Annotated in this window: 14 protein-coding genes and 1 tRNA gene; 8 read left to right on the forward strand and 7 right to left on the reverse strand. The window is 35.3% G+C overall.

The window, feature by feature from the left end; genetic code table 11:
• Positions 1-37 precede the first annotated feature (37 nt).
• From gldM to RMO03_RS10010, 3 genes are all read left to right on the forward strand, one after another.
• A complete protein-coding gene (gldM, locus tag RMO03_RS10000; protein ID WP_309641962.1) occupies positions 38-1,588 on the forward strand; it encodes a gliding motility protein GldM in 1,551 nt (516 codons plus the stop codon).
• A gap of 56 nt (positions 1,589-1,644) precedes the next feature.
• On the forward strand, positions 1,645-2,535 hold the full coding sequence (gldN, locus tag RMO03_RS10005) for a gliding motility protein GldN (RefSeq protein ID WP_309641963.1): 891 nt from the start codon (positions 1,645-1,647) through the stop codon (positions 2,533-2,535).
• A gap of 62 nt (positions 2,536-2,597) precedes the next feature.
• Positions 2,598-3,644, forward strand: a complete 1,047-nt coding sequence (locus RMO03_RS10010) for an FAD-binding oxidoreductase (protein ID WP_309641975.1) — start codon at positions 2,598-2,600, stop codon at positions 3,642-3,644.
• Between the two features lies 1 nt (position 3,645).
• Here RMO03_RS10010 and RMO03_RS10015 read toward each other — a convergent pair whose 3' ends face one another.
• Positions 3,646-4,026, reverse strand: coding sequence for a DUF983 domain-containing protein (locus RMO03_RS10015; protein WP_309641964.1), 381 nt, complete (start codon positions 4,024-4,026; stop codon positions 3,646-3,648).
• Positions 4,027-4,092: 66 nt separating this feature from the next.
• Here RMO03_RS10015 and RMO03_RS10020 point away from each other — a divergent pair, with 66 nt between their 5' ends.
• Complete coding sequence (locus tag RMO03_RS10020; RefSeq protein ID WP_309641965.1) at positions 4,093-6,000, forward strand: ABC-F family ATP-binding cassette domain-containing protein; 1,908 nt, start codon at positions 4,093-4,095, stop codon at positions 5,998-6,000.
• A gap of 107 nt (positions 6,001-6,107) precedes the next feature.
• Here the strand turns inward: RMO03_RS10020 and RMO03_RS10025 are convergent, their stop codons facing one another.
• From RMO03_RS10025 to RMO03_RS10045, 5 genes are all read right to left on the reverse strand, one after another.
• Positions 6,108-6,467 (reverse strand): hypothetical protein, encoded by a 360-nt coding sequence (locus tag RMO03_RS10025; RefSeq protein WP_309641966.1) that lies wholly within the window; start codon positions 6,465-6,467, stop codon positions 6,108-6,110.
• Positions 6,454-6,951 carry a DoxX family protein gene (locus RMO03_RS10030; RefSeq protein ID WP_309641967.1) on the reverse strand — a complete coding sequence of 166 codons (498 nt, stop codon included), beginning with the start codon at positions 6,949-6,951 and terminating at the stop codon, positions 6,454-6,456. Before RMO03_RS10030 ends, RMO03_RS10025 begins: the two co-directional genes overlap by 14 nt.
• 48 nt (positions 6,952-6,999) lie before the next feature.
• On the reverse strand, positions 7,000-7,344 hold the full coding sequence (locus tag RMO03_RS10035; protein ID WP_309641968.1) for a hypothetical protein: 345 nt from the start codon (positions 7,342-7,344) through the stop codon (positions 7,000-7,002).
• 119 nt (positions 7,345-7,463) lie between these two features.
• A complete protein-coding gene (locus RMO03_RS10040; RefSeq protein WP_309641969.1) occupies positions 7,464-8,675 on the reverse strand; it encodes an AraC family transcriptional regulator in 1,212 nt (403 codons plus the stop codon).
• A gap of 28 nt (positions 8,676-8,703) precedes the next feature.
• Complete coding sequence (locus RMO03_RS10045; RefSeq protein WP_309641970.1) at positions 8,704-9,849, reverse strand: 8-amino-7-oxononanoate synthase; 1,146 nt, start codon at positions 9,847-9,849, stop codon at positions 8,704-8,706.
• 93 nt (positions 9,850-9,942) lie between these two features.
• Here RMO03_RS10045 and RMO03_RS10050 point away from each other — a divergent pair, with 93 nt between their 5' ends.
• Positions 9,943-10,221: a 4a-hydroxytetrahydrobiopterin dehydratase gene (locus RMO03_RS10050; protein WP_309641971.1), complete on the forward strand. Its 279-nt coding sequence runs from the start codon at positions 9,943-9,945 to the stop codon at positions 10,219-10,221.
• A 47-nt stretch (positions 10,222-10,268) separates the two neighbouring features.
• Here the strand turns inward: RMO03_RS10050 and RMO03_RS10055 are convergent, their stop codons facing one another.
• Positions 10,269-10,751, reverse strand: a complete 483-nt coding sequence (locus tag RMO03_RS10055) for a DUF1761 domain-containing protein (RefSeq protein WP_309641972.1) — start codon at positions 10,749-10,751, stop codon at positions 10,269-10,271.
• A 232-nt stretch (positions 10,752-10,983) separates the two neighbouring features.
• On the opposite strand from RMO03_RS10055, the gene RMO03_RS10060 reads away from it, so the two are divergent.
• From RMO03_RS10060 to RMO03_RS10070, 3 genes are all read left to right on the forward strand, one after another.
• Positions 10,984-11,835, forward strand: coding sequence for a Two component regulator three Y domain protein (locus RMO03_RS10060; protein WP_309641973.1), 852 nt, complete (start codon positions 10,984-10,986; stop codon positions 11,833-11,835).
• 49 nt (positions 11,836-11,884) lie between these two features.
• A complete protein-coding gene (locus RMO03_RS10065; RefSeq protein WP_309641974.1) occupies positions 11,885-12,739 on the forward strand; it encodes a Two component regulator three Y domain protein in 855 nt (284 codons plus the stop codon).
• Between the two features lie 215 nt (positions 12,740-12,954).
• Positions 12,955-13,027: transfer RNA gene (locus RMO03_RS10070), tRNA-Met, on the forward strand.
• The last annotated feature ends 60 nt before the right edge of the window (positions 13,028-13,087 follow it).

Consider the following 13,087-nt stretch of genomic DNA (forward strand, 5'->3'; position numbering starts at 1 on the left):
CATTTTTAATATAAACAAAACAAATTAATTAGAAAAAATGGCAGGAGGAAAATTAACCCCTAGACAGAAGATGATTAACCTGATGTATTTGGTTTTCATCGCGATGTTAGCTTTAAATATGTCCAAAGAAGTATTATCTGCTTTTGGAATTTTGAATAATAAAATCGTTGATTCAAATATGATCACCGATACAAGAAACGAGTCATCTTTTCAACAATTAGCTCAAAAAGCACAAGACCAACCAGGTCAGTTTGGTGACAAAAAAGCTAAAGTTGATAAGATTAGAGCGGTTTCTAAAGAATTTAGCGATTATTTGGAAGGTATCAAAACAGAAATCACTAAAAAATTCCCTAAAGACAAAGAAGGAAATTATCCATGCGAACAAATGGATAAAAGTGATGAAATTGATAATATGTTCTACATAGGAGACAAAGAATCTCCAAAAGCTAAAATATTTTTAGAACACATTCAAGGTTATGCAGGTAAAATCAAAGCCATCGGTGGAAGTTCTATTGCAGAATCTGAAATGAAGAAAATAGAAAAACGATTTGCTACTGAGCCAGTTTTTTCTGAAAAAGCAGGTGCTAAATTACCATGGTTAGATTATAATTACCACCACTTTCCATTAATTGCTTCTGTAACTAAGTTGACACAACTTCAAGCAGATATCAAAGCTACTGAAAGTGATGTTATGACTGGAATGTTCCAATCTGACCTTGTTGCCGCTGCTTCGCTTACTGCTTATCAACCAATCGTTGTTCCTGAAAAAACGGCTTTCTTTCAAGGTGAAGCTGTAAAAGGAAAAATTATTCTTGGAAAATTTGACCCAAACTTGGTTGCAAAATCAGTTATCGTAAATGGTTCTTCTGTTAAAGCTACGGCTGGTCAAGCAGAATTTTCTTTCGGTGCAGGTGCTGTTGGGGAACATGATATCACAGGTTCATTTAATTTTGATGAAAATGGAAAAGTGGTTAGTCTCCCAATTAAAGGAAACTATGTTGTTGTACCAAGACCAAATTCTGCTACAATTTCTGCAGATAAAATGAACGTTGTCTACAGAGGTGTTGTAAACCCTATGACAATTTCATTTGCAGGTGTATCTGATAACAATGTTACTGCCAGTGCTCCTGGTATGACCAAAGGAAGTAAGCCAGGACAATATAATATCAAACCTGGTCAAGGCTCAGAAATGACGATTAGCGTTACAGCTAAATTGCCTGATGGTAAACCTGTTTCCGATAAGAAAACTTTCCGTATTAAAGGTATTCCTGCTCCAGCCGGAACTATCCGTGGTGAGCAAGGTGTTGTAAAAGGTCCGAAATCTAGCTTACTTGTTTCTACAGTTGGTGCCAAATTAAATGATTTTGACTTCGAAGTAGGTCTGAATGTAGTTGGATTTAACATCAAAGTACCAGGCAAGCCTACAGTTGTTGTTCAGGGAAATAAACTGAATTCACAAGCTCAAGCTATTCTTTCTGGTGCTACTAGAGGAGATCAAGTAACTATTTCAGAAATTAAAGTAAATTTAGTTGGAGCTCCAGGATATTTATTACCAAAAACTTCAGTCGTAATTTACGAAATACAATAATAATTTAAGTTAGACTATCGTTATCCTACTTAAACAACTTATAATTATATAAAGAGATGATTCATAGAAAATTTTTAATCGTTGTTGCAATTGCCATAGGAACAGTTTCTTCTTATGCTCAATCGAATTTGCTTAACGCTAAAGTGCCTTCTGAGATTGGTAAAAAAACACCTGCTCAGTTGATATCAGACAATGATAAACCTTTAGCTTATGGATATGTTCACGATAGAGATGTATTGATGGGAAAAACAACATGGGAAGTCATCGATTTAGATGAAAGAATCAACTTTCCTATGTATTATCCTATTGATACCGCCAACATTGGTAAAGACAGAAGATCTTTGTATGATGTTTTAACCAAAGCAATGAAAGATGGGAAATTGACTGAGGTCTATACTGATAGTTATTTCAATACCAAGAAAACATTGAAAGATATCGAATCTTCATTGACTCGTATCGATACAACCGACCCTGGTAGAGAACAATTTAATGCTGGTATTCCTATCGATCCACAGTATATTGTAAAAACTGATCTCGGCGCTATTGATGTATCAGATTATAAGATAAAAGGATATTGGTATTTTGACAAACGACAAAGTGAATTAAAATACAGATTATTAGGTTTATGTCCTGTTACTCCTGACGTTTTTACCGTAGGGAAAGAAGAACAAGATTATATTGAATTATTCTGGATTTATTTTCCAGCTGCAAGAGACGTATTGCACGAAGCAAAGGCTTTCAATGACAGAAATTCTGCGATGCCAATTACTTTTGACCACTTGTTAAACTCAAGACGCTTTAATGCCGTTATTTACAAGGAAGAAAATGTTTATGGTGACCGCGAAATTGCAGAATACATGAAAGAAAATTCACAAATGCAATTACTCGAATCAGAACGCGTCAAAGACAAGATCAGAGATTTCGAACAAGATATGTGGAATTATTAATTTAATTTCCAATTCAATTCAAAACTCCTATCATTATGATAGGAGTTTTTTATTTTTGCACTATGATTGATTATTTAATTATTGGCTCCGGTTTAGCAGGAATTGCTTTCGCTGAAACCGCTTTGCAAAATCAAAAAAAAATTGTTGTAATCGACAACAATCAAAACGTATCTTCCACTGTAGCCGCGGGCTTATACAATCCTGTAATTCTAAAAAGATTTACTGCAGTTTGGAATGCTCAAGAACAACTATTAATACTTGATGGTTTTTATAAAAATCTAGAATTGAAATTAAATCAAACATTCAATTTTAAAAAACCAATCCTTAGAAAATTCTTTTCCATCGAAGAACAAAATAACTGGTTTGTTGCTGCTGACAAAACTGGACTTTCTCCCTTTTTGTCAACCAAATTAAGAACGGATAAGTTCCAAGGAATTGACGCGCCATATGATTATGGTGAAGTCAAACAAACCGGTTATGTTGATGTAGTTTCTTTATTAAATCTTTATAAAGTTTATCTCCAAGATCAAAACTTTTTGCAAACAGAAATTTTTGATCATGATGCTTTGGTATTGCACAATGAATTTATCCAATATAAAGACATCAAAGCCAAACACATCATCTTTGCTGAAGGCTTTGGCATGCATCAAAATCCATTCTTTAAAGATTTACCACTTGATGGCGCTAAAGGAGAATTACTCATCATTAAAGCGCCCGAATTGTCTTTAGATGTGATTGTCAATACAAGCGTATTCATCTTGCCTTTAGGAAATCAATTATTTAAAGTTGGAGCCACCTACAATTGGGAAGACAAAACCAATACGCCAACTCAAGCAGGAAAGGAAGAATTAATCGATAGAATCAAAGAAATAATAACCTGCGATTTCGAAATCATTTCTCATTTTGCCGGAGTCCGACCTACAGTCAAAGACAGAAAGCCATTAGTAGGAACACATCAACAATATAGTAATGTTCACATTCTAAACGGACTTGGGACCCGCGGCGTCATGCTTGGACCGGCTATGGCCAAAGCTTTATTTGAAAATATTGAACAGGACATTCCATTACCACCAGAAATCAACATCAAAAGATTCGTCAAGAAAAAGTAATTTATTTTACTGCATTAGAATCATAAGAAACAAACATATTGATATAGATGTTTCTAGAAATCCTCAAGACTAAAGGATATAGTACAATAAGTGCCGTTATGATTGAAATAAAAGAAATTTTGATACTCAAATGTAAAAACACAAACGATATAATAAAAGCGGCTATACCAATAGCCACATTCACACCATAACTAACATACATAGCCCCATAAAAAAACGAAGGCTCTAATTGATATTTCAAACCGCATTGGCTACAGTTTTCATGCATTTTCAAAACCGTAGTAAGCTTATATGGTTTTTGGTCCACATACATGCTCTCATTCTGACATCTCGGACAAGTTCCTGTTAAAATGCTATTTAGTTTGGATCCTTTTTTTAACATTTGCAAAAATTTTTCACAAAGGTATTCTTTTGTAAAGCGTCACTCGGTAATAACAGTCATAAAAATATGCTAAACATTCACAATTTGTCAGTTTCCTTCGGTGGAACGTATTTATTCGAAGAAGTAACCTTTAGAATGGGCGCTGGCGATAGAGTAGGATTGGTCGGAAAAAATGGAGCAGGAAAATCAACCATGCTTAAAATTTTAGCCAAAGATATGATGCCGGATTCAGGAAGCATCGCCACTGAAAAAGAAGTTCAAATTGGCTTTCTGCGTCAAGACATCGATTTTGAACAAGGCAGAACCGTACTAGAAGAAGCTTATCAAGCTTTCACCGAAATCAAAGCCGTTGAAAAAAAACTCGAAGAAATCAACCATCAATTGGTCACACGTACCGATTACGAAAGCGAAGCATATTCTCAAATCATAGAAGACTTATCCGACTATACACACCGTTTCGAATTACTCGGCGGTTATAATTATGTCGGAGACACCGAAAAAATCCTACTTGGATTGGGTTTCAAACGCGAAGTATTCAACAATCTAACAGAAACCTTTTCCGGTGGATGGAGAATGCGTATCGAGTTGGCCAAATTGTTATTGCAAAACAACGACATTCTATTGCTCGATGAGCCAACGAATCACTTAGATATCGAAAGTATAATCTGGCTAGAAAGCTTTCTAAGAAACTATCCAGGTGTGGTCGTAATTGTTTCGCACGATAAAATGTTCCTCGATAATGTCACCAACAGAACCATAGAAATTTCATTGGGTAAAGCCTACGATTTCAACAAACCGTATTCACAATATTTAGAATTGCGTCACGAAATCCGCGAAAAACAATTGGCCACTCAAAAGAATCAAGCCAAGAAAATAGAAGAAACAGAAAAACTCATCGAAAAATTCCGTGCCAAAGCATCCAAAGCATCGATGGCGCAATCGCTGATTAAAAAACTCGACAAAGTAGAACGCATCGAAGTCGATGAAGACGACAATTCCGTCATGAATATTTCCTTTCCAGTTTCGAAAGTTCCAGGAAAAGTAGTCATCGAAGCCGAACACGTCACCAAAAAATATGGCGATAAAACCATTTTAAAAGATATCGAATTGCTCGTAGAACGCGGCAGTAAAATCGCATTTGTTGGGCAAAACGGACAAGGAAAATCGACTTTCATCAAAGCCATTGTGCATGAATTCGAATTTCAAGGCAACATCAAACTCGGACACAACGTGCAAGTCGGTTATTTCGCCCAAAACCAAGCCGAATATCTAGACGGAGAAATTACCTTACTACAAACTATGGAAGACGCCGCCACCGACACCAACCGCTCGAAAGTGCGCGACATGTTAGGTTCGTTCTTATTCCGTGGCGATGACGTCGAGAAAAAAGTCAAAGTGCTTTCGGGTGGCGAACGAAACAGGCTCGCATTGTGCAAACTTTTGTTGCAACCCATCAATGTTTTACTCATGGATGAGCCCACGAATCACCTTGACATCAAATCGAAAAATGTCTTAAAAGCTGCTTTACAAAAATTCGAAGGCACGCTGCTGTTGGTGTCTCACGACCGTGATTTCCTTCAAGGCATGTCGAACATCGTCTACGAATTTAAAGACCAAAAAATCAAAGAATATCTCGGCGATATCAATTACTTCTTAGAGCAACGCAACCTCGAAAACATGCGCGAAGTGGAGAAAAAAGATATCATTAAAAAAGAAATTGTAGCAGCCAATACGAAGGTTTCCTACGAAGACCAAAAGAAAGGCAAAACCCTGCAAAACCGTTTGAGCAAAATCGAAAGCCAAATCAAACAACTCGAAATCGACATTCAAAACGACGACAAAGCACTCGCTTCCAATTACGACAAACACATCGAAGATGCCGCTTTTTTCATGGCATACAATAAGAAAAAGAAGGATTTGGACCAGTTGCTCGAAGATTGGGAATCAGTTCAATTAGAGATTGATAATGCATAGCTTTAGAAGCTAATCCCGCTATCCACTAAATCTTTTGTTCTGAACACCAGAACAAAAGGATACCGTTGCTATCGGGGCTAGGGCTATCAAGTAAGTCAGAAGTTTTTTTATAGCTTATTAAAAACCGCGTGATAATAAGTCGTGTCTTTTTCAGAAAAAACAATACGCCGGTTGGATTGCTCTTTCAATTCAAAATCATGATTCACCGTAAATTTTACTTCTGTGAATAAGTAACCCGTTTCCCCGGTAACTACAACTTGATAAAGACTGTCTTTTTTTATTGGCGTCATTTCAAAATCGCTATCCCAGTTCAGCGGCTTATCATTTCCTCGAATACCCACACTTTTAACGTCTTTCATTCTTGAAACATCAAGCGTAAAAACTACAGTTCGTTTGTAGGATTTCTGTACACAGCTACTAAAAAGCAACAAAAAAAATCCAAGGATAATAAGGTTATATCGTTTCATGGCTGTATTTTTTAAAAATTAAATAATCAATTCCAAATCGACCTGAACCTAAAACCATAGTCAATAGACTCACCCACAAAAAGCCGAGAGCTGGTAGGCAATTCCATAAACCGTTTTGAATTTGTTGCATGAATATAGCCACGAGCATCGTACAAAAAATCAAAAAAGAAGCGACACGCGTTTGCAAACCAAACAACAGAAACAAACCACCAACGGCTTCACTAAAAGCGCCCATCCAAGCAAAGAATGCCGGAGCAATTGCGAAAATTCCACCATAGGCTGCCACATCTTTCGGAAACCAAAAGGCCACTTCGAAAAGGCCTAAATTGTTATCGACTGGCGACCAAGGCAAACCGAATTTTGCAGCACCGAAATCTGAGGTCAATAAATAACCGCACACAATTCTAGGTATCGCCAAAAGCAAATCTTGCGACCAATAAGGCAAGACTGTGGGTTGTGTTATTTTTTTTAAAATATTTTTCATAATAATAGCATTTTAGATTTAACATTTTGATTTGATGATTGAACCCCGTTAATTTTTATATCCCATTGATAATCCTGTATCTCCGGTGACTTTCAAATCAACAGAAGCAGTATCTTTAGAAGTATTGCTGATTACTAAGGCTGTGTTGCGATCTACTTCTACTGTTGCATACTCATTGGGCTTTACTTTTTGAGAGGAATGTTTTCCGCCACCATTTGGAGCATGAAAAATCTCAAGATTATTTTTAGAGACATTTTTTAATTTGACTTTAAACGAACCGTGTTGGTTGTTTCCCAAAACAAAACTATCATTAGGTTTGATAATCGTATTCGAGGTTAAGCTGCAAGAAGCAAGAAAAATAGAGAAGGCTAAACTTGTCAAAATCGTTTTCATAATTTTTGATTTAATGGTTAATTACAGGGCAAAGTTGCACCATAAACCACCATCAATCGCTTCAAATTATGATTTGAGACCTATTTAAAATAAGTTGTGAAGTATTACAAACAAAGAGATTATATTTTTTCTAAGTATTCTTTAGGGGAAAAACCAGTATTTTTTTTGAAAGCTCGATTAAAAGTAGCTTTCGAATTAAATCCACAATCGAAAGCAATTCCGAGCAACGTCGACTTTTTGTGTCCGCCATTTTGAAACATGGTTTTTACAGCTTCAATTCGATAGTTGTTGATGAAGTCGTTAAAGTTCATTTGAAACCCTTGATTGATTGTTCTAGAAATTATAGAAGCATTAGTGGCCAGTTTTTTCGATACATCGGCCAAGGTTAATTCTGGATTTTGATAGAGTTTTTCTTCTTGAATTAAAGCTTCGATTTTTATTTTCCATGCTTCAAGCTCCGGTGAAGGTTTTTCTTCAAAGATTTCATAATCAATATCGATAATGGTTTCTTCGGTAGTGTCATGGTTTTGATTTCCGGAAGTTAAAAGCAACGGATTTTTATCAAAAACCGACATTCGAAAAGCTATTGTTGCATGAACAGGATTCGCATAACCCGAAACCGCGATGTAATACATCACTATCGAAAAAAACAAGAAAAACCACCAACTGCCTTTATAGGAATTTAATTCGGGAAAGAAAAACGCAGCTATATTAAAAGCAACGGGCAAAATCAACATCAATAAGAAAGCAATTAAATACGTTCTGACCCATTGAAATAATACACTGTCTGCGTAACTCACGACTTGATACATTAGTTTTCTATAACGATTGTAATACCTCAAACTCATTATAAAATAAAGAAGCATCGATATAAAACCTATTTTTTGATACCAATCATCAAAGTCTTTGTCCATGCCATTAGCATAGAAATAATAGTCTTTTACGAGCAATAAATCATATAGGGCGATGCCAGAAATATAAATCAAATAGAGGACTCCAGGAATAAAGTGCAAACCATCAGTTCGGCTAAAACGAAAACTTGGATTTAGTAGGCTTTGTGTATAAAAGAAAATAATCGGGCCAATAAAGAATAAGTGCTGAAATGGCATATAAAATAGAAAGTCTCGGTAGGGCTGTGTGTCATACCAACCGGCAAATCCCAGCATCCATGGAGCAATGTATAGACTGCATAAAAACACAAACAGACTCAGCCAATAATTGGATTTGTTATCGGTTCGAATGGCTTTTATTAAAAGTAAAACACTGTAGATGATTCCTTGCGAAAAGGAAATTAGCAGTAGAGAACTATAAAAACCAAACTCAAAAAGCATGTTGTCTGTCTTTAAAATCTTAAGGATATTATTGAAACGGATTGCGCTGCTGCCAAATCATTTCCGGTTCTAAATAAGGAAAAATTTTCGACATATAGCGATTCAGAATATTGTTTTCATGCTTCATAAAACCATACGTTTTGATTGGTTTCGCACCAACTGAACTTTTAATTTCTAAGGCTGTTCTTGAAAAAATGATTTCTTCAAATTCTTTTTTAATGCCATAAGCAATCATATCGTAGAGCATATTCAAATACAACATCTTTTCGCGTTGCATCGATTCATCATAGCCTAAAAAGTAAGTATCAAGCGATTTCCCGTTTTTAATCATCGTGTTGAAACCGATCATCTTTTCATTGATGAAATAACCATAAAACAGGAACTTATCCTGAAATATACTCTTAAAAGTACTAAAGTGATTCTTCGCTAAAAAGAATGTATTGAAAGGCGCATTTTTCGCCACATGAAAATACAAATCATAAATAGTAGTTTCATGAGCCAAAATATCTTCCAAATGCATTTTTCGCTTTTCTATACCATCGGCTTTTTTTCGGGCACGTTTGTATTGATCGCGGTATTTTTTGGTCAATGCATCAATATAATCTTGCTCGGTTTTCCAATTCGAGTTCACACTAAAAACCATATTGGGTTGTGTGCTGAATTGGTAAAATGCTTTGAAATCATCAGGGTCAAACAACGAAATTTCATGCGCATCAAAATCTTTAAAAGTAAGAATATGTACTTTCTTTCCTTTCGATTTGAAATCAGCTTGCAAAGCTTCGGCAGCTGATTGCAATGTTTTCAAAGCCTTAGGAATATTACAACCTTTCGAAAAAGCACATGCATTTTGACCTGTGAGCATATTGTTTCCAATGAATAGTACATGTGAACCAAAATTCCTAAACACAAAGTTCCGAAGTGAAGTTTTAAGGCATCGATCACGATCGCCAAAAGACTCCAATTCGTTTACATTTAAAAATTGCGAAAGCGCAACACCTATTAAAGCATCATTTTCAAATAAGCCAATAAAATGGCAAGTCATGTTTAACGGAGCCGATTTCTCGAGCACTTCAAGATAAGATGTACTAAGGAAAACATTATCAACAGCCAAAGCATTCCAATCAGCAGGAAGTTGTGATACCGAAGAATAAAGCTGATAAGTATAGGGATTCAAATTGTTTGTGCTAGTGAGCCAAATTTAACTATTTCATCTTAAAGTAGTCGATGTTAGTTTTAATTTAACTAATTTTAAGCAAAAGATAGCATCATGATAATTTATACTTCAGAAACCATAAAAAGCGAATTGTCGCATTTGAAAGATTGGTACTTTGAAAACAACAGCATCGTTAAAAATTTCAAATTCAATTCTTTCTCTCAAGCCTTGGGTTTTATTATTCAAGTTGGATTGGCGGCTGAAAAGCGAAACCATCATCCCGAATTGTTGAATAATTATGATAAAGTCAGTATCCGATTAACTACGCATGATGCCAAAGGCGTTACGAATAAAGACCTCGATTTAGCTAAAGCAATTGATGTAATCGCATAAAAAAATCCCGACTGTAAATCGAGATTTCTTTTGATGTGTTGTTGTGTTTATTGCCAAGCGCAAATAATGCCGCCCATGACCATAAAGCTGACCACCCAATAACCTCCGGCAATCAGTGTATATTTAAAACTTCTTCTTTCATATAACGCGCCTACACCTATAACAGGTAAAGCCAAGAACAAACCAGTCATAAAACCGTGCAATGCACCGTGCTTGAAAGTACGATATGCTGAACCATAATCAGCCATGAATTCAGTATAAGAAGGTTTGGCAATGGAAGGATCGCCACCAATCATTCCCAAAGCACCAAATTGGTGAATGGTCACGAATTGTAGAATAAAACTAATGAAGAAAGCATAAAGTACAGATACACCAAAGGTCACAGCCATATTGGCACCTTTCATTTTATCTTCAGTCATTCCGGTTTCTCTCATCCAGGCGTTTCCAAAAACTTTCGGATTATACCAGATAAATCCAACAACCAGAGTCGAACAAGCAGCGGCTAGTAGCGCTAAAAAATTGATGTGCATAATTATTTGTTTTAATTGGTTAGTACTCAAATGTACTTTTTTTTTCTTTTACGATGCTTTATTTTGAGTTTTTTTTCATCTTTTGAATTGGTTTTCTGTCGTTTCAAATTTTAATAATTGTAAGAAAATTATATTTTAAAAATCAAAAAAAGTGCATTTCGTCGATTTTATTTGCTTATTATCGATATCACATGTATGTTTACACCATCAAATAAACGTAAAACCATTTATCATGAAAAATTTAACTACTTTATTCTTGTCTTTTGTTGCGACAGCATCGATGATGGCAAATAGTGCTTCTTCAGAAAAAGAAGCTTTAGTAAAATTATACAAAGCGACAAACGGAAGTCAATGGACCAACAAATGGGATTTGAATACGCCGGTTGCTACTTGGTATGGTGTGAAAATGCAAGGCGATAAAGTAATTGCGTTGAATTTGTCGAGCAATCATCTAGTAGGGCAATTGCCAAACGAAATTGGTGATTTGGTAAATCTGCAAAGCTTGAATTTATTCAAAAATGATATCTCTGGTTTGATTCCAACTAGCATTGGGAATTTGAAACAATTGAAAACATTAAATATCGCTTTCAACAAACTTTCAGGAACATTGCCAACAACATTGTCAAATGCTACAGCACTCGTGTCTGTTGAATTGTTTATGAACCGTATTACAGGTGAATTACCGGCTTCTATCGGAAACCTGCAAAACCTAAAAACTTTGTCTTTATTTAATAATGAATTAACAGGAACTATCCCTGCGACTTTATACGGAATGAAATCATTGAAAGTATTGTTGTTAAGCAGCAATAAATTGACCGGTAAATTAGACAAAGAAGTGGCGAACTTAACGTCATTGGAAAACTTGAGTTTGTTCGAAAACAACATGGAAGGTCAAGTACCATTTGATCTTGAAAAATTGAATAATCTTAAAGAAATGAATATCTCTTACAATATGTTTAGCGGCTTGGTTTCTAAAAATCTCGCACAGTTGGATACGTTGAATATGACGATGATTAATGATAAAGGATTGGCGGTAAACTTAACTGTGGTAGACAAAAACTCTGCTTATGCTAACGAAGATTAATGAAATAATCTGAATTTGAATTTAATTCTCACTAAAAAACTCCCAAATCATGAGAAAAAAAATTACACTACTACTTTTGACAATCATTTTGTCGACACCCATTTTAGCGAACGTTTCATTACCTGAAAAAGATGCATTAGTAAAATTATACATTGCAACCAACGGAAGTCAATGGAAAAACAAATGGAACTTAGAAGAACCGGTATCCAAGTGGTACGGCGTTAAATTGAGTGATGATAAAGTCGTCTCTTTAGACTTAACAAACAATAATTTAGTGGGCGAATTGCCAACAGAAATTGGAAGTTTAGTATATCTTCAAAAATTGAAATTGACTAGAAATTCAATTTCAGGTGTTATTCCTGAATCAGTTGGGAATATGAAATTGCTAAAGATTATGAATATATCGTTCAACAAACTGACCGGTACCATTCCAACCAGCATAGGAAGGATTGACGATTTAATCATGTTAGAATTGTTCATGAATAAATTGTCAGGAAGATTACCAAACGAAATTGGAAATCTCAAGAAGTTGAAAAAACTATCACTTTATAATAATGAATTAGAAGGTACCATTCCTTTCTCTCTTTATGAAATGAGATCTTTGAAAGTGCTGCTTTTAAACAGTAACAAATTTACAGGAAAGCTTGAAAAAGAAATTTCAAACCTAACACAACTTGAAGTATTTAGTTTGTTCGATAACAATATGGAAGGCCAAATTCCATTTGACTTAGAGAAATTAAATAAATTAAAAGAAATGAATATCTCTTACAATTTGTTTAATGGACCAGTGTCTAAAAACCTATCGAAACTTGATTCGCTCAATATGACGATGATCAATGATCAAGGTTTGGCAACCAACCTCAAGGTACTCGATAAAAGTACCGCACTTACCAACGAAGAATAAGTTTTTTATAGTTAATAATTGTTTTGTAATTAAATTAAAAGGGTTAAAACCACCAATGGGAATTGGTGGTTTTTTTATTGTATCAACACAAATACTTTTAGTTTATCTGCGATAAAAAGCTAACGTTTTTCTAATCAGCACTATGAGGCAAAGCAATTTTTTGCAAATTTAACTTGTGTTTATCAATATAGGTTGTATATTTGCACTCGAAACAGCGCGGGATAGAGCAGTAGGCAGCTCGTCGGGCTCATAACCCGAAGGTCACAGGTTCGAGTCCTGTTCCCGCTACTAAGACTAAGTCTTGAAATCAAACGGATTGTATTTGCAATCCGTTTTTTTATGTGTTTG

Source organism: Flavobacterium sp. (genome assembly GCF_031411595.1).
Lineage (GTDB): Bacteria > Bacteroidota > Bacteroidia > Flavobacteriales > Flavobacteriaceae > Flavobacterium.